At 42.9% G+C, this 21,001-nt stretch carries 19 protein-coding genes and 1 tRNA gene; 7 read left to right on the forward strand and 13 right to left on the reverse strand.

All coding sequences use genetic code 11. The features are described 5' to 3' along the window. Position 1 precedes the first annotated feature (1 nt). Complete coding sequence (locus tag PV783_RS20815; protein WP_420989425.1) at positions 2–523, reverse strand: dihydrofolate reductase family protein; 522 nt, start codon at positions 521–523, stop codon at positions 2–4. A gap of 219 nt (positions 524–742) precedes the next feature. On the opposite strand from PV783_RS20815, the gene PV783_RS20820 reads away from it, so the two are divergent. Continuing rightward, positions 743–1,189, forward strand: coding sequence for a hypothetical protein (locus PV783_RS20820; protein WP_420989426.1), 447 nt, complete (start codon positions 743–745; stop codon positions 1,187–1,189). A 52-nt stretch (positions 1,190–1,241) separates the two neighbouring features. On the opposite strand, the gene PV783_RS20825 is transcribed toward PV783_RS20820, so the two are convergent. Next, positions 1,242–2,546: a hypothetical protein gene (locus PV783_RS20825; RefSeq protein WP_420989427.1), complete on the reverse strand. Its 1,305-nt coding sequence runs from the start codon at positions 2,544–2,546 to the stop codon at positions 1,242–1,244. A 270-nt stretch (positions 2,547–2,816) separates the two neighbouring features. Here PV783_RS20825 and PV783_RS20830 point away from each other — a divergent pair, with 270 nt between their 5' ends. Continuing rightward, the gene (locus PV783_RS20830; RefSeq protein ID WP_420989428.1) at positions 2,817–3,599 is read left to right on the forward strand and encodes an NIPSNAP family protein; all 783 of its coding nucleotides are present in this window, start codon (positions 2,817–2,819) and stop codon (positions 3,597–3,599) included. A 215-nt stretch (positions 3,600–3,814) separates the two neighbouring features. Here PV783_RS20830 and PV783_RS20835 read toward each other — a convergent pair whose 3' ends face one another. The 3 genes from PV783_RS20835 to PV783_RS20845 form a co-directional block, all read right to left on the reverse strand. After that, a complete protein-coding gene (locus PV783_RS20835) occupies positions 3,815–4,165 on the reverse strand; it encodes a lipocalin-like domain-containing protein (RefSeq protein ID WP_420989429.1) in 351 nt (116 codons plus the stop codon). Positions 4,166–4,243: 78 nt separating this feature from the next. Further along, positions 4,244–4,819, reverse strand: coding sequence for a cupin domain-containing protein (locus PV783_RS20840; protein ID WP_420989430.1), 576 nt, complete (start codon positions 4,817–4,819; stop codon positions 4,244–4,246). 342 nt (positions 4,820–5,161) lie between these two features. Then, entirely contained in the window at positions 5,162–8,221 is a 3,060-nt protein-coding gene (locus PV783_RS20845) for a DEAD/DEAH box helicase (protein ID WP_420989431.1), read from the reverse strand. Positions 8,222–8,394: 173 nt separating this feature from the next. Between PV783_RS20845 and PV783_RS20850 the strand changes: the two genes are divergently transcribed. Next, the gene (locus PV783_RS20850; RefSeq protein ID WP_420989432.1) at positions 8,395–8,889 is read left to right on the forward strand and encodes a hypothetical protein; all 495 of its coding nucleotides are present in this window, start codon (positions 8,395–8,397) and stop codon (positions 8,887–8,889) included. Positions 8,890–9,054: 165 nt separating this feature from the next. On the opposite strand, the gene PV783_RS20855 is transcribed toward PV783_RS20850, so the two are convergent. From PV783_RS20855 to PV783_RS20885, 7 genes are all read right to left on the reverse strand, one after another. After that, positions 9,055–10,404, reverse strand: coding sequence for a Dyp-type peroxidase (locus tag PV783_RS20855; protein WP_420989433.1), 1,350 nt, complete (start codon positions 10,402–10,404; stop codon positions 9,055–9,057). A gap of 30 nt (positions 10,405–10,434) precedes the next feature. Continuing rightward, complete coding sequence (locus PV783_RS20860) at positions 10,435–11,556, reverse strand: catalase family protein (protein WP_420989434.1); 1,122 nt, start codon at positions 11,554–11,556, stop codon at positions 10,435–10,437. Between the two features lie 20 nt (positions 11,557–11,576). Further along, on the reverse strand, positions 11,577–12,119 hold the full coding sequence (locus PV783_RS20865) for a hypothetical protein (RefSeq protein WP_420989435.1): 543 nt from the start codon (positions 12,117–12,119) through the stop codon (positions 11,577–11,579). A gap of 35 nt (positions 12,120–12,154) precedes the next feature. Then, on the reverse strand, positions 12,155–12,487 hold the full coding sequence (locus tag PV783_RS20870) for a hypothetical protein (RefSeq protein ID WP_420989436.1): 333 nt from the start codon (positions 12,485–12,487) through the stop codon (positions 12,155–12,157). Between the two features lie 159 nt (positions 12,488–12,646). Continuing rightward, complete coding sequence (locus tag PV783_RS20875) at positions 12,647–13,048, reverse strand: hypothetical protein (RefSeq protein ID WP_420989437.1); 402 nt, start codon at positions 13,046–13,048, stop codon at positions 12,647–12,649. An 86-nt stretch (positions 13,049–13,134) separates the two neighbouring features. After that, entirely contained in the window at positions 13,135–13,695 is a 561-nt protein-coding gene (locus PV783_RS20880; RefSeq protein ID WP_420989438.1) for a Crp/Fnr family transcriptional regulator, read from the reverse strand. Between the two features lie 253 nt (positions 13,696–13,948). Next, positions 13,949–14,021: transfer RNA gene (locus PV783_RS20885), tRNA-Lys, on the reverse strand. 191 nt (positions 14,022–14,212) lie between these two features. Between PV783_RS20885 and PV783_RS20890 the strand changes: the two genes are divergently transcribed. The 4 genes from PV783_RS20890 to PV783_RS20905 all read left to right on the forward strand — a co-directional run bounded on the left by PV783_RS20890 (position 14,213) and on the right by PV783_RS20905 (position 19,811). Beyond that, positions 14,213–15,025, forward strand: a complete 813-nt coding sequence (locus PV783_RS20890) for an SDR family oxidoreductase (RefSeq protein WP_420989439.1) — start codon at positions 14,213–14,215, stop codon at positions 15,023–15,025. A gap of 247 nt (positions 15,026–15,272) precedes the next feature. Continuing rightward, positions 15,273–16,100 (forward strand): SAM hydrolase/SAM-dependent halogenase family protein, encoded by an 828-nt coding sequence (locus PV783_RS20895; protein ID WP_079472864.1) that lies wholly within the window; start codon positions 15,273–15,275, stop codon positions 16,098–16,100. Beyond that, entirely contained in the window at positions 16,097–16,390 is a 294-nt protein-coding gene (locus tag PV783_RS20900) for a putative quinol monooxygenase (RefSeq protein WP_336387913.1), read from the forward strand. Before PV783_RS20895 ends, PV783_RS20900 begins: the two co-directional genes overlap by 4 nt. A gap of 184 nt (positions 16,391–16,574) precedes the next feature. Beyond that, positions 16,575–19,811, forward strand: coding sequence for a DUF2723 domain-containing protein (locus tag PV783_RS20905; RefSeq protein WP_420989440.1), 3,237 nt, complete (start codon positions 16,575–16,577; stop codon positions 19,809–19,811). 214 nt (positions 19,812–20,025) lie between these two features. On the opposite strand, the gene PV783_RS20910 is transcribed toward PV783_RS20905, so the two are convergent. Further along, positions 20,026–20,871: a sugar phosphate isomerase/epimerase family protein gene (locus PV783_RS20910; protein WP_420989441.1), complete on the reverse strand. Its 846-nt coding sequence runs from the start codon at positions 20,869–20,871 to the stop codon at positions 20,026–20,028. Positions 20,872–21,001 lie beyond the last annotated feature (130 nt).

Consider the following 21,001-nt stretch of genomic DNA (forward strand, 5'->3'; position numbering starts at 1 on the left):
CCTAAATCCGCTTATCCTTTACCTCGTAATGCAATTGAATGGTGTTGTTGTTTAATTTTTTAACATCCAGTAATGCCAACTGATATTCAAAGTCCGCATCGTCAACAAACAGCAATCCGCTCCCAAATAACACCGGTTCCACCACCAGGATTATTTCATTGACCAATCCTGCCTTCAAAAATGCGCCTACTGTTTGCGTACCGCCGATGATTACCGCTTCGGTGTGCCCTTTAGAGGCGAGTGTTGCCACGATTTTCTCCGGGCTATCGCTGGTAAACAATACATTGGATTGCGACGGCGTTGCTTTTGTATCATGCGTTAATACCACCAGCGAACCTTCTTTTAGCGGCAGGTAATCGGGTGACAAAATATTATAGGTTGTTTTCCCCATGATCACAGCTTGTGTGCGCTGGCTTATGGCCATAAATCCCGCTCCGTATTCCGGCGACAACCAATCCGGTACATTCCTGTTATTACTGATCAATCCATTCGCAGAAGCAGCGAGGTAAATAATGATTTTCATCTCTTAAATTTTATAATAATGACTATTGTTCTATCATTACAAAAATACGCTGGCTAAATAGATCACACAGCCCGTAGACGCGACATTTTGAGGGTGTATTTGCGACAGGCTATTCCATTTACACCCCAAGTTCCAGCACTCACGCCATGAGTAAATCAATGATTTTTTACAATGATGGGGAACCCTCCCGACCGACATTTGTATCAAAATATACAACAAATGAAACCAGGTTTATTAGCAATTGTTATTTGCTTCGCATTCATGAGTAGTAAAACTTATGCACAGGCAAATACTACTGCGTCACCATCAAAAAATAATGCAATGAAACAGTACAGTTTATTGGTAAGAGTCCCCGAAACTTATGGTTCAGAACAGGCAAAAGTAGCAGGCCCAAAATGGGAGCAGCTGCTCGCACAATGGAAAGCCGACAGTGTGTATGTTTTGAGTTTCGCTTTTCCGGGAGAGAGCTACACGGTGTCGGGAGGCGGGAAATCGGTAAAAAAAGAAACCGTTCTTTCCGGTAACCTTAAAGTTGTAAGTAATATTGTTCTTCAGGCGGAAACGATGGAACAGGCGTTAGAGCTGGCGAAATCCTGCCCTATTCTTTTATATGACGGCACAGTGGAAGTACGGGAAATTCCTAAGCCAGTTAAGCCAATACAATAAAACAAGAAAGGCCGGGAACCCGGCCTTTCTTGCTTATAATCTTTGCCTGCACTCAGGCACGTGTTTTCTTCAGTTTCACTTCCACTTTTTCACCGGGTTTGCTTACCGTTACTACCTTTTTCACTACGGCGCCGGCGTTGGTACTATAGTTCCTGCTGACCGTATTGGCAGTTGTACTCTGGAACATACCGTTGATGTAGTGATCGGTATAACCCACCACTTCCGACTGGCTGTACGAATGGTCGTATCCGAACTCGGTATATAACAGGTATTCGCCGGGCATGAGGTTTACAAATTCAAAATGCCCTTCATCATCGTAAACGGTCGTAGTTTTGATACACTGGGCCGCTTCGTCCAACAGGCCAATACCTTCCCGGCCCTTTTTACGTTGCGATTCGTTTACCTTGATCCATTCTTTGAAGTAATCGTTGTAAGGAATCAGGATTACCTGTGTACCACGGGGCGCTACCTGCTTGGCCTGGATGTTCACCACCTTCATTTTGGCCCAGATAGTACCGTTGTCGTCAAAATCGCGGGCAAACACTTGTCCGTTGATGATGGAGTTACCGCCTTTCACCATCTTCATGGTTGCGGCTTTATCAAAAGGAGCCTTGATGGAGTTGAAATCTGTTTCCATATCCACCATCCTGATCTGCTGGCCATTGCTCCACATGTCTATCTGCCACAACCGGCGGGTTTTCTTATCGATATAGGAAACAGATCTTTCATCGGTAGTAGGTTCCACCACGGTTACTTCCCATACATCGTGTTTGCCGGTGTATTTACTGACCCAGGTGCTGTTCTTTACTTCATCCACCACCGCTTTTTTCAGGTTACCGTTATTTGTGGGCTTGTATTCATACACAGATAAATCAGTGCTGTAGCCGGAAGTCAGTGGCAGCAACGACAGGATAAACGGATAGGTATAACTATCTACGAAATACTGGTTGCCTGCTTCCTGGATCTGGGTCTTCTTCCCGGTTTTCTTATCAACATAATAGCCGGTAACATTATTCCCGAAGTGCAGCACCATATCTTTCAGGGTGCTATGCGACGCGACGTAAATAGGTTTGAAGTTGTTCAGGTTAGATACGGCGGTATCTCTCCACTCTTCCAATCCGGCAAGAGCAGTGGTGGTAGTTAGTGCCAGCTTATCGCCGGAGGCATTGATACCGACGGTAAAAGTGCCGATTGCTGATTCGCTGCCGCTATTTACAGTATAACAGGCGAGGGTATACTTACCGTTCTTCAGCAGTTTACTGTCGAATTTATCCTGCGCCTGGCTCTTGCCAACAATGACTGTCAGCAGAAACGAAGCAGAGGAGATCAGGATCGATTTACGAAATTGAGAAAGCATGGTTCTGATAGATTTATCTGACGATACAAAAATAGATAATCCGGCAGGCTCAGAATATACCTGAATAATAGGATGCCGATATACCTGTTTCCGGGTAGATACTATTGCTTCCCTCTTTTCCAAATAAGATAATGTCCGGTTTAAAAAATATTATTCTTTTCAGCAACTTGTGTTACTAACTTTCCTTAACTTGAATTCCGTGATTGATGGAATACCAGCGATGACAGAAGGATTACCACACAAACTAATTTACACTTTAAAACAACCAATATGCAGCGCAGGAAATTTCTCCAATCTTCGCTTGCGGTTACCGCAGGTTTAGCAGCAAACCTCAGTCCTGCCATAGCGGGTGATAAGCATGCAGTACAAAAAGAAGTATACGAATGGCGTGAATATGAAATGCGCTTTGGCTCCGACAAGGAACAACTGGAAAACTATTTCAGGACAGCGCTTATTCCTGCATTGAATAAGTACGGCGTAAAAACAGTTGGGGTTTTCAAGGAATGGAGGCCATCGGAACCGGCTAAGTTTTATTTACTGACACCTTATGCTTCCCTGGATAACTATCTGTCGGTAAATGTAAAAGTAAAAGCAGATGCTGAGTATATTAAAAACAGCGCGTTATATAACAGCATTCCCGTTGATAAATCCATATACAACCGCTTTACCTCTTCTTTGATGATTGCTTTTGATGGTTTCCCTGCAATGGTTGTTCCCCCAGGTGAATCCCGGATATTTGAATTAAGAACCTATGAGGGCTATAGTGAAGATGCTGTAAGAAGAAAAATTAAAATGTTCAATGACGGCGAATTCCCCATTTTTACCAGGGCGAAACTGAATCCTGTATTCTTTGGTGAAGTAATTGCCGGCGACAAGCTGCCTCGTCTCACTTATATGCTCACGTGCAACAACATGGAAGAACGCGACAAAGGATGGTCGGCTTTTGTAGCGGATCCTGAATGGAAAAAATTATTAGCGGATCCCCAGTATGCAAATACCATTTCGAAAATCAGTAACACCTTCCTGGTTCCGACATCATATTCGCAGGTATAGCGGCGGCGGTACATAGTGACATTGTGGTCACAATAATTGGTATGACTTCCATAAGTACATCCGTATCAGTCCTGAAGAAGCCGGGAGCAAAATAAAAGAAGTGTGAAAACAAGGATCAAACGAAGATCTTACTCTTAAATACCGCCAATCACTCAATGAAAACTTTAAATAAAAAATGGGCTCTTCCCGAAAGCCCATTTTCTCACTAAATTATATTAATCAACTTTTTCATATTCCAGCACTCCTGTTTTATCGTTGGTGATAATCCTCTTCTTGGCATCGAAGTAATCAACTGAGAACTTTAAAGAAACGATGCTGATACTGATCGTGAGTTCCTTGTTGTCTTCCGAGAGCTTCCATTTACCCTTACGGGATTTACTACCATTGATTCCCTGAAATTCCCCACCCTCATTAAAAACCTGGTATGTTTCTTCGGGGGTTTTAACAACCCCATCTTTAGTTTCTTTAACTAGTTTCCATTTACCAATTAGCTCCTTTGAAGTTTGGGCCTTGCATGTAAAAGCTGCAATAAAAAAGCAACATGTCAGAAAAAAAGAGGGTTTCATAGTTGATATTTTATTCTAAGATAAAAATTTTCTGAATATCTGAATCTTCTGTTTTTTTTGGGATTTATCATATCTTTTCTACTGTTTTAAATAGGATAAGGGAGGTCCGACTTTTTCAAATCCGTGTTCTTTTCTAAGATCATTTCTTTCTGCTTCCGACATATTTGTAGCAACACCCTCACTTATTTTCTTAAAATACTCTTCCATTTTACCTGCAGGCTGATGGCATATCATCACTTTAGCTTCTCCTTTACCAATCTTCGCAAAGGTGTGCGGAACCATTCGCGGACCAAATACAAAATCCCCGGCTTTGGCATTGTACGTTTTATCACCTACTTTGATAAGAAATTCTCCTTGCAGAACATACCACCATTCATCCGTGTGATAGTGCGTATGAAGTATCGGTCCACCTTCTTTTATCCGGGTTGATTCAAAAACATACATACCTCCATCTGTGTCTTTGCCGGATACTTTAGTGTAAAAGGTATCTCCTTCAAAAAGAGAAATGCTTTTATCGAATCTGTCTTTTCCTGCATCAACTTTGAAACCTTTGTTGTCCTGGTGTTTGGTTTTAGCGTTTGCATGAATTTTGAAAGAAGAAATAACAAAGGAACCAAATGCAAGCCCTAATTTTAAAAAAGAACTACGTTTCATAAATTTTGTTTTTGGGGGTGACAAAATCAAAACTTCCGGTGGACAGGCGTCCACAAATGTTATTTGACTCTAAAATTACTATAATTTATAAAACTGGTGTGAAAAGAAAATCTGCCCGACCTGTGGGTTTACATTAATTTATGGGTTGCATCAAACAGGCAGTCTTACAAAGCGAATTGGCACAATATTGAGTTGTGGCTATAAAGTCAACTTTTGTTTTTGATTTGCGAAAATTAGCAGAAACTGTATAGTGATTGCCAATATTAGTTAAAATATCATTGTTTTTAACATACATGTTGATGAAACCCTGATTGGTTTTGCCATGTATATCTTCTATAAAAATTATAATGCCCTAGCCAGATCTTCAAAATATGATTGACGGCCCCAAAGCTCTTTATTTCCTATTACATAAATCCGTCTTTGGGCCCTTGTTAGTGCAACGTTCAGGAGATTAGGCTTTTGGGCTGCCCAAGCTCTTGCCCCTTCTGAATTAGGATTGCTTCCCAGTATTAAAAAGACAACTTCTGCTTCTTTTCCCTGGAAAGTGTGAATAGTACCTGCGGAAACATTTCCAATACTTCGTAATCGACTTTTACATTCATTGGCTACCGCTACAAAAGGGGAAATAACATATATCTTCTTGTTCTTGTCAAAACCGCTTTTTAGCAAGGCTTCAATTTTCTCTTGTAAAAATATGAGTTCTTCCTCGATCACATGCCTAATGCCAGAAGACTGACCCTTCACCTGAAACCAACAGGAAGGACCGATATAATTCTCTTCCTTTCGTTCTATATGTACTTTAACCATTTGCTTGTTGTAGGCAATCTGATTGGCAATCCGGAACATTGGATCATCACACCGTCTGTGTGCTCTTAATGGAAAGCCTGTCCAAATACCCTCAGAGTTACTTGTCCGTATATACGTTCCAGGTTTAGATATTCTGTCCGCAAGTATTTGCGCCGAGCTGCTTATTGGATTCCAGGTGTCATCAACTCGATATTGTTGGTTTAATTTGTACACAAGGCTCGGTGGAATCGTCTGCACCGGCTCTATCTGAAGGGGATCTCCAACAATAGCACATCTTTGAGCTCTCCAGATTATACCCACTGCTGACTGTGGTGTTGCCTGACCTGCTTCATCAAGTAGCAGCCAACCAAAACTATCTTTACCTATCGAGGAAAAAAGCCTGCTTACTGATGCCAGGGTTGTAGATACTACCGGCACGCAGAAAAAGAAAGTATCCCATAAATTATGGGCTATTGATTCTTTCATAGTTCCCCGACCGCTAAGTAATTCGAAAAATACCCTTAGGTTGTTCCTAAACTTTTTGGCATTTGCAAGAATTGCATATTTATGTAACTCAAGACTTTTTAAAAATATATCACTTCGCAATTTATTAATTTGTTCTGAAGAGTAAGGGGTACGCAGGTGTATATCGGCCATTGGCGCATGATAGAAGATCTCGTCAACCAGATTATCAGTCGAAATACCATATTGCTCGCCAAGCTGTAATTTAAACTCTTGATATTCTTCGATTATTATATTTAGTTCCTGCAGTTTTTTTTCAATTTCACCTTTTGTCCTCTTATTCTCAGCTATAGCAGACCTGATTTCTGTTTTCCTCTTTTCAAACCCTCGTTTTTTATTGACAGCTGTTTCTTGCTCCTGGAGATATTTATCCTTAACAACTTTCCATTGTCTGTATTGTGATGTCGCAAATAGCTTCTTCCACCAGAAAAAAGAAGGTTTTTGCTGGTTAGATAGCTTTATCAGTCGTTCAATATCTTCAATATCATCTACTACAGCTTTATGCAATAAGTCTATCTCGGTAAGTTTATCATCCAGAGATTTGCTTTCAATGCTCAACTGCTTCAGAATCTCCTTATTCTTATTATAATCTGCAACTGCCTGGAGGTATGGTTGTAATAGTTCATGAAAGGCCCCCGACTTCTTCTGAAAATCTTCGAAGAAATCCAGTAGTCCACGAAGTTCGGAGCTGCATGCTGTATACTTCTCCCGATAAACAGGTGTTTGATCATGATCCTGATCTCTGTAAACAGACCAAAGAATATCTTCAAATCCGACCATGTCCTCTGTGGATATCCAGAAGTTCTGAAGGAACTTATACCTGTTTTCACTATTGCCTAATGCAGCACTCAATATCCCCCATGCTTCGGTATTAACGAGCCTGGTGGCTACAGAAGAGAAATGATCTGCCTCTGAAAATGCTGTTCGGTCGATAGATGCTGCAGCGGGTAGTTCTTTGGTTATATTTTCAATAGCGGAATTATTATTGCTCGAAACGACAATACCGGTCCCTGCTGATATTTCCTGATTAATAGTGTAAATATGCCAATCAAATCCATCTTCTCTGGTAATTCTATTATAAGCCCCAAACAAATAGGAAGAATCATAAGAGAGCATTTTTTTTGCCCTCGAAACAATAATGTCCGCAATCACGTCTTTCAGCAATGTAGTCTTTCCTGTACCCGGAGGCCCATTTACCCCCTGAATGCCTTCTTTATGTTTGAGAGTAAGGATACTATTAACGGCTCCAAGTTGAGCTGTGTACATTCCATATTGAACAGGAGATGGCCATCGGCCAGGGGACATCAATTTTGGATGAACCCAATTCATAAGATAATCCCTTTCCTGAATTAAATCCTGGCGATTAGCCATGTGAATGTTTGCCTGCAGATATTGAGCAAGGGAATTATTTAAATAGCCTGATTTCTCCGAAAGCGTATTTAGATCTTCCAGATAAAAGCTGTTCAGAAAGTTGGTATCAGGTTGTGCGTCTTTATGTATCTCTTGTGATAATATGAGTATCTTTATTGACTCGTGTAACCAGTCACATAGCCCCTCGAGATACTTTATTTCCTTTCTGAGCTCAGACCAGTTAACCTGAGGGCCTTTTCGCTTCTTTTGTTTCCCTTCTGAATTTTCAGGAGACTCCTCCGGTACCGGTGGCAAGTTATATCGCCGTTCAAACTCCAGCGTAGCAGTATTAAGCAGTTCTTTCACATTTGCAAGACCCTCCTTCTCCTTAAGGCATTGCATGCCGAAAATATATGCAGCTGGGATATAGCTTTGTTGGTCCGGGCAACCGTTTTCATCTAATATAAGGGCCGCAAGACAAGTATAGCCAGTAACGGGTTGCTCATAATCTACATCTGGAGCAATGGTATTTAACCTTTGATAAATGCAGTCTATTACTTGCTTTTTAGGGATATATCCGAAAATCAGGGTGTGTTGCCATATATAATTTCGACGGGCAGGAGGCCTGCTACCGAACCATGACAAAAGATCTTCTTCAGAGAGAAACTTGAAATCTTTTTTGACATCAGGTAAATTGAAAACTTCAATGTCACGCCAAAACTTAAGGATATTTTGTTGTTTCAATAGGAGATTATTAGTTTAAATAACGAATAATTCGGATAGTATTGTTAGGTGGATTATAAATGTAATTTACCAAAAATTGCTGATCAATATGATAAAAACCATACTAAGGTACACGTTGCCCATTAATACTAACAAATTGACTAATTAATCGTTAAATAATAAACAATATAGCTATGCGTGTCCTTTTTCCAATTATCTTATTTAGTTTGTTTTTTCTGCATGCTTCGCATAAGCTTTATGCGCAAAACAATGATGGAAAGAAAGTTAGGGCAGATTTGGTTAGGATATTAGACAGAAATATAAGGTGGCCAATGGCATTGGCTGATAAGAAAATATCGGCCGTTTTTTCTCTCCGCATTAATTTATCAGAGTCGGACTCAATAATCAAAATTGAAGTTTCGAAGTTTTTTCCTAAAGAAATGGCACCTTATCTCACAAATCCGAATATTTATAAAGGAATTAACTGGCAAGCTATTTTTGGTAAAAAGGTAAAAGAAGAACATTCACTTATAATTCCATTCGTTGCCTACAATCCCATGGAGAACAACGCTACATTTTATGAATATACTGTTGAGGATCTGTTTGTTTATCCAGGAGAAGATAAGAATTTTGTAAATGCAGTAATAATGCAAACATACCCATTAAAATATAGGCCGGGATTAAAATAAAACAGGAAAATTATTAAGACATCATTATAAACCGTAAAGTGTTTTGAAGCGCTTGCCTTGTGGGCAGGCAAAGCACTAAGCCGTCTTTTCCTGGATGGATAATTTAAATGATAATTTTTGGAATTTTTAAATCTTCCGAATTGAAATTAACTTATCATACATCATTTACAACTCACTCAGCCATTTTATAGCATTTATACCCGGCATAAATAAATACATGCCACCTTTTAATGTATTAAATGTAGGCATACCAGTAAGGCGTTTAGGCAAAGGTTCGCCGGGCAAAGTGAATGTACCTCTACCTTCGTTCAAGCCAATAACAGGGTCTTTCTCATTTTTAAGGCTCATAAAGTTGCCACTATTGACCCATTCTTTTTGTAAAAACTCGAGGGTTTCCATAGCTTTTGCACTAAATGCTATAAAATAAAGCCCTCGCTCTTTACCATCGTCTTTAGTGCTACCATTTGGCAATGCAGACCCGTAACCTACGCCTTTGCGTATAATGCGGTGCAGGTTCACATCCGACATTACAGCCATTTTACTATTACGTGGGTTCATCCGGCGCATGTGGCTTGAGTAAGGTACTAACTTACCATTTTGGTCATTGCTGAAATCAAAATCATTATTTTTCGTGGCATCTGCTCCTAATGCCGCATTATCTTTAAAAGGACACATATTTAATGGGGCACCGCTGCGCCATCTGCCTACCATTTTAGCAGCAAGCAATTCCTGCTCATCTTTTGTTTTTGCCTGTTCATTAAGGTACCTGTTAAAAGCAGCTACATGACTATGGTATTTTCTAAAAATGACAAACGTGCCATTCCTGGCAAACTCAAGTGGCTGTGGCATTGGATAATGATTACCAGCTTCGTTAGTGTATCCCAATATAAATTCACCTGCCTTTATGGGTCGTTCTTTTGAATTTAATTGCTCTGCCCCACTGCCTTCAATTTCCGGGTTACTGATGCCATCACGAAAGCCAAAATGATTGAAATTGCCTTCTATAGGGGTGTCAAAATCGGCTTGAAAACACAGTTTAACACCTTGGTGTTTTTCCAATACCTGAAGGAGATGTGCTTTTTTGGAGTTCAGGGCATCAATATTTTTTGCAATGATGGAAACGGCAATATGGTTACTGGTTGCTTTAAAAACGGCATCCCATTTTTCGGGGGCATTCTCATTAATATCCATTAGTTTTTCGCTGCGGGCAGCCATTCCTTTTTTAAAGGCATCAGGGAAACTCTCAATTGTGGACCGTGGAAGTTCAAGTTTCCTTAGTCCCTCGTAAGTAAAGGCAATTGCAAGCCAGGCGTCATCATTATCCCACCAATTTTTGGCATTGGTAACATAAGGTACTATTTCTCTCAATAACGCTTTGGCGGAAGCAGCATTTAGAATTTCCAAAAAAACATTTACACCATGATAAGGAAGAGGCCTGTCACGCAATATGATAGCTTGAATATCTTGCAAATCAATTTTTTCGGCAGTGCGTTTAAATAAATTTTTTAAGAACATAAGACTATTGAACTTAGAGAATTTGAAATGTTAACCAAAAAGTTCTTTCAGCGTTTGGGGTTCTTTCCGTTCCTTTCCATTAAGCCGATGCCTGGTTTCCGACGAAATCTGGTATGCCTTCAATCTTGCCATTTGAAGGTCGCCCATTGGGCGGTTGGCTTCTAAACAGCGAAAGGGAGTGAAGGAAAGATGCTCCATTATTTCAAAATTTCCATCATCATCAACTTCCTGTCGGGGAACATACAATTCTGCAACCGTTTGAAAGGGGGACAACTCCTGGGACCATTCTACGGTGAGGTCGTTTACAGGCATTTTATTAAGATCTTTGCAAAGCTGTACCTGAAATTCAAATTTAAAGTCCTGCTTACGAATGGTTTCTAAAATGGATTTTCGATAGGCCTCGTCGTCATTGTCAATGTTCACGTCGATTTGATGTACCTTCTTTACCGACTCCTCACAGGGGCGCACCCTCAGCTTCGCTATATACTTGCCATGTCGTACCGCTCCCATACTATAAAAATTATACAAAAATGTATTTTGGGGCTTAATATCCTGGAAAGACAGCAATGCCTTTAACTCCCTGAGGGTGTTTCTGCTTGGAAATGCTTTGCCCATTTCGGTTGTCCACAGATAAGCTAATTCAATTTTACCCCAGGCGCCTTTGCCAAAGTATTCGTGCAATCTGTGAAACAGCTTATCTATAAACATATAGTCATGGGAGGAGTTGCAAAAGAAGATAGGATGATTAATGAGGTTAAAGTCCACATTGGGAGTATCTTCCTCTCCGGGGGCCAATTTTTTGCCCGGCACATTCAGGACTTTGATCGCCATGCCCTGGGCATTGCTGCTAAACCTGTCCAGGGAAACCCGTGCCGCTCCATTAGATAATCGAATTACAGCTTCATGTTTTCCCGAACATGCATAAATTCCCTGCGCCAGTTCATCCGGCAAATTATTAAGAATTGTGAATTCCGCTTTCAGGGCTGCATATCCTTTTGCATGGGCATCCCGTGTATGATAATTTGTACTGCTTACAGAAGGCGACCTTTCTACAAACGTCTTTACATCTGCATTGATGGTCGCTATATGTTGCTCGAAATCTGCCGGTAAATCTTCGGCTTCCCGCGAAAACAAAATATATTCCCGTTTCATTAAAGAAGTGTTTAAAGCCTCTACAATTCCAAAAGTTTGTTCAGACCTGCCCCAATTTTTTCCAAACGTGTTGTATCGGCAACTGTAAGGTTTGGATGGCTTACAAACCAGGCCGAGGCTGTTATTTGCTTACTCAAAATAAATTCTTTTACGGCAGGAGATTTTATGCCTGGCCAGCCTTCAATATTTCCAAAAATCAGATCCATCATCTCCGGTATTTTGGTTGCAAAGTCATTGATATAGGTATCCCAATCACCGTCATAGCAAGTACAGAAAAGCAGCTTGGTGTCATTTTCTAAAAACACAAAACGCATGTCGTGGAGCGTACCAACTTTTCTGGCGCCTGTAAGGTTACCTTTTAACGTTTCAAAAATCAGCCGCAGATTTCGAGCTCCATCGGGTTTCAAATCTGTGATAATAGTCAATTCAGAGAGTTCGCCGCTACGCAAGCCGGCATCCCCGGCGCTGCTTACTTCATGTGCTTTGTCCAGCGGTTCTCCCAGTGTGGCCAGATACAGCTTCAATTTTAATGCCGCATCCTGTGCGAGTTGTTTGATGTCCATATACATTTAATTTAGAAATAAACAATTTTCGGTGCTTACTGTTCTACCCAGTACATAGTTTTTGAAAAAATGCCTTTATGCGCTACAATTTTCAGTTTTTTTCCCTCCAGGTAAATTTCACAATTTCCCTTTTGATTTGTTTCATGATTCTCAACTGTGCCCTTCCACTCATTTTTTTCCAAACGTACATTATAGAGTGTAGGACGCCCCTTGGGGTCAATACCGGTAAATTTTCCGTCGCTTTTGGAAATGGTGATAATGACGCCTTCTTCGGTTTTCCATTTACCTGCAAAATTATCATTGGCGGATTGGGCAAAGCCAATAACTGTTATAAACATTAATACAAGGCAGAACAATACTTTCTTCATAATTTGATTATTTAATAATTTTACACTGTAAAGCAAATTCAAAAAAACTGCAATGCTTTTAATATATCTTAAAAAATGATAGATAGATTTGCTTTAACCAGAACCGATAACTCATTTCAGTTTATAACAACAAAGAACTGTATCAAAATGATTATGTTTTTATTCCTTAAAATACTGCTCCTGCAGGCGGTAGTTTTGTATGCCTAAAAAACGGAGTATTACTTCCACGCGACCTGTAAAAAATTTGTTGCCCGAAATTGTAAATTCCATGCAAGGCTTTGTATTGGCATTTATAGCCGCTTCTATTTCTTTTTGTAAATCTACTCCCGGCTCAGTATCGCTTCCTGAGATATAATAAACAAATAATTGCGTGGCATAACGGCTTTGTAAAATAACGAGCTCCTTTTTAAAATGAAAATCACCCTGTGCCGAGCTATATAGCAGCGATACATGGGCACCGGCACTTACAGCAAGCGTTTGCTTAAGCAATGGAAAGATAGATGCCAGGCCTACTGCATCGGAAATAAAGAGGTGATGGGCACTGTTATTTGTAATTTGCATATGATTTTTTTTCTCCGGGTTTCTTTATGCAAATGAAGTAAGACCTTAGGAACTTATTTTTAAGATATATTAAAAAATGAAGGCGGCTACCTGCCCGCCCGTATCACACTTAACGTTTGCTGCGTAATGCCCAGGTAGGACGCAATATGCCCCAGGGGCGCTCTTAGCAATATGCCGGGAAATTTGTCGAGCAGGTTCTTATAGCGTTGTTCGGCGGATTGAAATTGCAGGGAAAGGATTTTATCTGATAACATGCTGACCACTTGCAGCGATACCTTCAGCCGGTAGTCTTTAAATGCAGGGATATCATTACAAAGCGCATCGAGTTTGCTGTAAGGGATAATACGCAAAGTAGTTTCCTCCAAAGCCTGTTGGCCATAGGGATGGGGACGGTTAAAAAAAACACTTTCAAAAGATACCGTAAAATTATTCTCATCAAAAAAATAATGGGTGATATCTTTTCCATCTAAATAATAAAAAGCACGCAACAATCCTTTTTCAATAAAATAAACATTTTGGAGGTGGTTATCGGGCTGCGACAATATGGTTCCTTTTACAAACGTTTCTGTTGCAAAGGCGCTGTTAATCGCTTCGCATTCGACGGGGTTTAATTTTGTGTGGGTAAGCAGATAAGGTATCAGTTCCATTGTCTCAAATATAAAAAAAAATGGAACAAGTCGATCTTTGCTGGTGCATAAAAATTATGATATAATGCCTCTAAAATAGGAATTACAGCTGAACACAAATATGCACTTAAAATCTAAATGTTGTGATTGTGTATTGACAAGTCAACCCGAATAAAACTAAGTAACAACGAATCGCGATTTCGTACTTTGATAGACTAACAAATAGACCAAAACAACAAAGCCCGCGACTAGCGCAGGCTTTGAAACTTTCCAGTGATCCCCTTGGGACTCGAACCCAAGACCCATACATTAAAAGTGTATTGCTCTACCAACTGAGCTAGGAGATCCTTTGCTGTTAAGCGGTTGCAAAAATAGGAATATTTTTATTTCCGCCAAACTTTTATTCAAAAATATTCCCAAACCCACTCCCACAAAGTATTATAACACCTCATACCCAAAAATAGTTCATTACATTTCTGTAAATACCTTGTAATAAATTGATGTTACTCACCTATTTTTGTGGGGCTAAATTATACCCATGAAAACGTACTTTCAGAATAAAACGGTTGTCATCACCGGCGGATCGTCAGGAATTGGTAAAGCCCTTGTAACAGAATTACTGGCACATGACGCTAATGTGGCAGTTTGCGGCAGAAAGCAGGCTGCCCTCACTGACCTGCAACAGGAAGTCAATAACACCCGGCTGTTTACTTTCGTTGCGGATGTCAGTGTAGAGGCCGAATGTAAAGCCTTTATTGAAAGTACCATCAGCAAGTTCGGAAAAATAGATATCCTCATCAATAACGCAGGCATTTCCATGCGCGCCCTGTTCCGCGACCTGGATGTAAGCGTATTGAAATCGCTGATGGATATCAATTTCTGGGGAACTGTATACTGTACCAAATTTGCATATCCTTCTATTCAGGCTAACAAAGGAACCATTGTAGGCGTATCTTCCATTGCCGGGTACAGGGGCTTACCGGCGCGTACCGGCTACTCTGCCTCCAAGTTCGCCATGCAGGGTTTCCTGGAAGCACTGCGTACCGAAAATTTACATACAGGCGTTAACGTGATGTGGGTATGTCCCGGATTCACGGCCTCGAATATACGTAATACCGCTCTCAATCCACAGGGACAGGCACAGAGCGAAACTCCGCTGGATGAAGGTAAGCTGATGAGCGCAGAAGCAGTGGCAGCATCTATTGCCACCGCTATCGCCAAACGAAAACGTACGCTGGTACTCACCAGCCAGGGCAAGCTCACCGTGCTGTTAAGTAAACTTCTCCCCGGCTTCCTCGACAAAATGGTTTACAATCACTTTAAAAAAGAACCCGGTTCTCCTCTTCAGTAAGTAACCAATCTTTTCACTGTAGCCGTTAACGTTAGTGCAAAAAATTCTGCTTAAAATACGATCGCCTCGGCTTTTTTGTCTTTATTTGCACTAAGTTTATTTCACTTAACCCCCAATGGCATCTTTTTTGGAAGGAAAGCGCACTTTTAATTTGCCATTCCGGATAAATGAAAAACGGATAGACGAGTGAGGACGGGAATTGATTCGTGGGTTTTGAACACTGGGATTTGGATTTAGATTTTCGGGCATGTCCATTATAACTTTAACATCAGACATAGGAATGCAGGATTACCTGGTAGGTGCCATTAAAGGGCAGCTCTGGCAATACTGCCCGGAATGTCATGTTACGGACGTCACACACCATATCAGCCCCTTTAATTTACCACAGGCTACTTATATCTGCAAAAGCGCCTTTGCTTATTTCCCGCTGGGCACCTTCCACTTTGTACTGATCAATTTATTCGATAAACGACCGGATCACGTACTGGTAGCTGAACACAACGGACAATACATCGGCTGCGCCGACAATGGCCTGCTCACCATGATTGCCGGAGGTATGCCGGAGAAGGTCATTAAACTGCCCCTTCCGCCGGATGCACCCAGGAACACATTTACCATTATCCAGCTCATGGCCTCTGCCGCCCGGGAACTAAGCCGCGGCAAAGCCCTCGGTGAACTGGGCCCGCTCACACAGCAGATTCACGTAAAACACAACCTGCAGCCACTTGTAGGCGACGACTTCATAGAAGGACAGATCATTCATATCGACAGCTTCGAAAACGTAGTAGTAAATATTACCCGCCAACAGTTCGATATGCAATGTAAAAACCGGAAGTTCCGCATCTTCTTCCGCCGCGATGAAGTCATCAGCCAGATCAGCGAAACCTATGCAGACGTTCCCGAAGGCACCAAACTTGCCCTCTTCAACGCTGCCGGTTACCTGGAAATAGCCATCAATAAAGGAAATGCAGCCGGCCTGTTCGGCCTGCAGGGCTTCCGCCGCGACCAGCTCACACAGCCCGCCGGATACCAGCAACTGTCATACTACCAAACTGTCAGAATAATTTTTCAATGATTAACCGTATCGTTAAAATGGAATTTGACCCGGAAAAAGTAAACACCTTCCGGGAACTCTTTGCCAAACAACAGGAACTCATCCGGAACTTCCCCGGATGCCTCCACCTGGAACTATGGGAACATGCCGCCTCCGGAAACACCTGGTTCACCTTCAGCCAATGGGAATCTGAAACCGCACTCGAAAAGTACCGCCAGTCCCCCCTCTTCCGGGAAACATGGGCCGCCACCAAAGCGCTTTTCAATGCGAAACCCGCCGCATGGACCGTCCAAACAGCCGTGAGCCTGTAACCTTCAGCGCTTAATCATTGAATTATAATGCTTTTTTAATCTCCCGGAAAACTCCCATCCGGCGCCCGGATGCTGCTAGCCAAAGGCTAACAGCTAAAAAGATATTTACAAAAAGTTAAAACTGTTCGCCAGATTAGCATAATTTGCTGTTTTTTATATTTTTGTCGGACCTTAAAACAACCTTATGAATTTTAAAAGGACCAACAACATGGTCGGCTGGGTCATCTGCATCATTGCCTGCTTTGTTTACATTAAAACGATGGAAGCTACAGGCAGCTTGTGGGACTGCGGCGAGTTTATTTCAAGTGCTTACAAAGTACAGATTCCCCATCCGCCCGGAGCGCCATTGTTCGTGTTGCTTGGAAGATTGTTTAGTATGTTCCTGAAACCATCTCAGGCCGCCCTGGGCGTAAATACCATGACAGCCCTGGCCAGTGGTTTCACCATCCTGTTCCTGTTCTGGACCATTACCCACTTCGCACGCAGACTCATGGTGAAAGCCGGTGAAGAGATCTCCCGTGAAAAAATGATCGCTATCATGGGCGCAGGCGCCGTAGGTGCCCTGGCCTACACCTTCTCCGACTCATTCTGGTTTTCCGCCGTGGAAGGTGAAGTATATGGTATGTCCTCTTTCTTTACCGCCATCGTTTTCTGGGCCATCCTGAAATGGGAACATGAAGCCGATGAACCCTATGCAGACCGCTGGATCGTCCTCATCGGATACCTCCTCGGCCTCTCTATCGGCGTCCATCTGCTCAACCTCCTCACCATCCCCGCTATGGTAATGGTGTACTACTTCAGACGCTTTAAAGTAACCGGCTGGGGCACCTTCTGGGCCTTCGTTATCGGTTGCGGCATCACCGGCCTCGTACAGAAATACCTCATCCAGGATACTGTAAAGGCATCCGGATATATGGACGTATTCTTCGTAAATAGCCTCGGAATGGGATACTTCTCCGGATTTATCTTCTATTTCGTACTCATCATAGCCCTGCTGGTAATCGGTTACCGTAAACCAAAATTCGGTATCTACGCACCTTTCATCGTTATCGCTACCATCATCCTGGTACCCGCATTTAACGAGGCAAGCGGTGGCACTATCGCCTTCAAATTCTTACTGGCTGGCTTCTTTATAGCCATCCCATACCTGCTGAAAACAGTAGGCGTGAAAATGGATATATCCAAAACAGCACACTTCAGCCGGCTGACTATCTCCTTCGTGCTGTTCATGCTGGTAGGCTACTCTACTTATATCACCACAATGGTACGCTCTACTGCCAATCCTTCAGTAGACATGTACAACGTAGATAACCCCATCTCCCTGGTAGGTTACCTCGGTCGTGAACAATACGGCGACTTCCCGCTGGTATACGGCCAGGTGTTCACTGCCCGCCCAACCGGGTACAAAGAAGGCGGCAACATCTACGCACGCGGTGCGAAAAAATATGAAATCGCCGGCAAGAAAATGGAACCGGAATACGATCCGGCTGATATGATGCTCTTCCCACGCGTTTGGGATGCCAGCAACGATCAGGGCCACGCCGACTACTACCGCACCTGGCTGGGCCTCCAGCAAGGCGAAAAACCAGGTTTTATCGATAACATGAAATTCTTCTTCCAATACCAGGTGAACTTCATGTATGCCCGCTATTTCCTCTGGAACTTCGCCGGTAAACAAAACGATACTCAAGGCTACGGCAACGTACGTGACGGTAACTGGATCTCAGGTATTCCGTTCATCGATAACTTCTTATATGGCGACCAGTCCATGATACCAGACAGTCTGAAAGATAACAAGGCACACAACACCCTGTTCTTCCTGCCATTCATTCTCGGTGTCATCGGGTTCTTCTATCAATATAATAATCACCGTAAAGATACCCTCATCGTATCCCTCCTGTTCTTCTTTACAGGTTTCGCAATCGTCATCTACCTCAACCAGGCAGGTAACCAGCCGCGTGAACGTGACTACGCCTACGTAGGCTCCTTCTACGCTTTTGCTATCTGGATCGGTTTGGGCGTACTGTCGGTATACAGCTTCCTGAAAAAGAGGATCAAGAGTGCCATCACCCCCGTACTGGCTACTGCTATCTGCCTGCTCGCCGTACCGGTACTGATGGCCTTCCAGGAATGGGACGACCACGACCGCTCTACCAAATACGTAGCCAGGGACGTGGCCAAAGATTATCTGGAGTCCTGCCAGAAAAATGCCATCCTGTTCACCGTTGGAGATAACGATACTTACCCCCTCTGGTACGCACAGGAAGTAGAAGGCATCCGCCCTGATATCAGGGTAATCAACCTCAGCCTCCTCGGAGTGGACTGGTACATCGATCAGATGCGCAGAGCCGTAAACGAAAGCCCTGCTATTCCAATGACCTGGTCTGCCGATAAATATAAAGGTGAAAACCGCAACTATATCCGCTTCTTCGATCCGGGAAATATTCCTGCCGACAAATACTTTAACCTGAAAGAAATCATGAACTTCATGGGAAGCGATGATGTAAACAGTAAAGTAACCACGCAGGATGGCGGCGCAGAAAACTTCCTGCCTACCCGTCAGCTGTTTATCCCGGTAGACAAGCAGGCGATCCTCGCCAATGGAGTGGTAGCGGCGAAAGACAGTGCGAAGATCTTAGCTTCCATGCCTTTCAAAATCACCAAAAACTACCTGCTGAAAAATGACCTCGCAGTATATGATATCATCGCTGCCAACGACTGGAAACGGCCTATCTATTTTACCAGCCCTACCGATCTTGGCCTGAATGAATACATGCAAACCGATGGTCTTACCTACCACCTGGTGCCTTTGCCAAAAGCTACATCTACTGATCCGCTGGGCATGGACATCAATGCGAACGTAGGTGTGATGTACGATAACCTGATGCACAAATTTGAATTCGGTGGCGCTCAAACACGCGGTACCTACTTCGATGAGCCAAACAGGAAAATGATCATGTACCTCCGTCAGGCATTTACCAAACTGTCGGTAGCCATGACACAGGAAGGCGCCTCTAAAGACAGCGCCCTCAACGTGCTCCGCTACATGGACAAAAACATCATGGAAACCAACTTCCCGTATGCACTCACCACACCTGGTAACATGCACAACTATACTTCTATCCAAACCATCTACGCCTATTACATGGCCGGCGATGCGAAAAGGGCAGAAGAACTGTCGAACCAGGTAATCAAGGACTGTGAACAGCAGCTGCGCTACTACAGCTCCCTGCCGCCAAACAGGATGACCAACGACTTACAACGCGATGGTCAGAATGCACAACAGTTCATTACCTGGTTAAACCAGATGAAAGGTGAATTTGGTCCTAACGGCACAAGAAAAAATAAAGACGGCGCCGTACAGGTGAATACCAGCGATTCCAATGCAGTACCGCAAGGCGCTGCGGACTCCGCAAAGTAACCGTCAACATACCCGATATAAAAAGCAAAGCCCGTACCGGTTGGTATGGGCTTTCCTTTTTATAATAAAGGGAATTATGCTCCGCTTAAACTCTTAACCGGGTTAACCAGCGCAGCCTCGGTCATGTCCGGTATGGGACAGTCACAAAAAAATCCGAAGATCCCGGCCAGGCCGCTATCTTCGGATCCATCATCCAACAATGATAACTATGTTATTACAGGTTACTTACAATAGTTCTCCAGAAAGCAGCGCTGGCCTTCACTTCAGGAACATTGTAATCCCAGTGGTATTCGTATTCTGCAGAAAACAAACCTTTGAACTTCTGATTTTTCAGTGTTTCCAGCACTTTCGGCATCTGGCAAACACCATTACCCCAAACTACATCGTGGGAATCACGAGATTTGTCGTTCAGATCCTTGAAATGCAGGCTTACAATATGACCATCCAGTTTTTTGATACATTCTACCGGATCCAGTCCTGAGCGCACCCAGTGACCAATATCCGCACAGGCGCCCATTAATTTGCTTCTGCCTTTGATCGCTTCCAGCACCGTTTCAGGGCTCCAGTAACGGCTTGGTTTCGGGTGATCATGTATCGCCAGCTTAATCTGGTATTGATCACACAGGGAAGAAATCAGGTCCAGGTCTTCCGGCTTAGGCTCAGAAGTAATGCTCTGGATGCCCATCCTGTTGGCAAAGTCAAACAGCATACGCCATTCAGCAGCCGATTCAGGCACTACCACGCCAAAAGCCTGCAGCACTTTGTGCTTCTTCTTAAACAGCGCTTTTACCTCTTCCTGTTTGGAAGGCGACATATGGTAATCAAATTTACCTTCAATACCACCACCAATCACCTGGCCGGGATATGCTTCCACGTACTGGATACCGCAGCTGTCCATTTTATCCAGCGCTTCCGCTAAGGTAAAATGATTGAATGTCCACGCCTGCGCTCCCAGCTTCCATCCCAATGCATCTGCCCTGCTCTGGGCAGCTGCCGATTTTGCAAATAATGCAACCGCCAGGCCACCTGCCAGCATCAATGCATTTCTCAGTTTTTTCATATAGCTATTTTTTTGATGATTGAAAGTAGTTGCTTTCAATCTAAAATGCAAGTTTTAGGAGAAGAAAATCATGGTAGATTACTTCCGCCGGAGGCGATCCCCTCCCCGGAGGTTGCACTTTCTCCGCGAA

The organism is Chitinophaga sp. CC14 (assembly GCF_048957795.1).
In the GTDB taxonomy this organism is placed as follows: Bacteria; Bacteroidota; Bacteroidia; order Chitinophagales; family Chitinophagaceae; genus Chitinophaga; species Chitinophaga ginsengisegetis.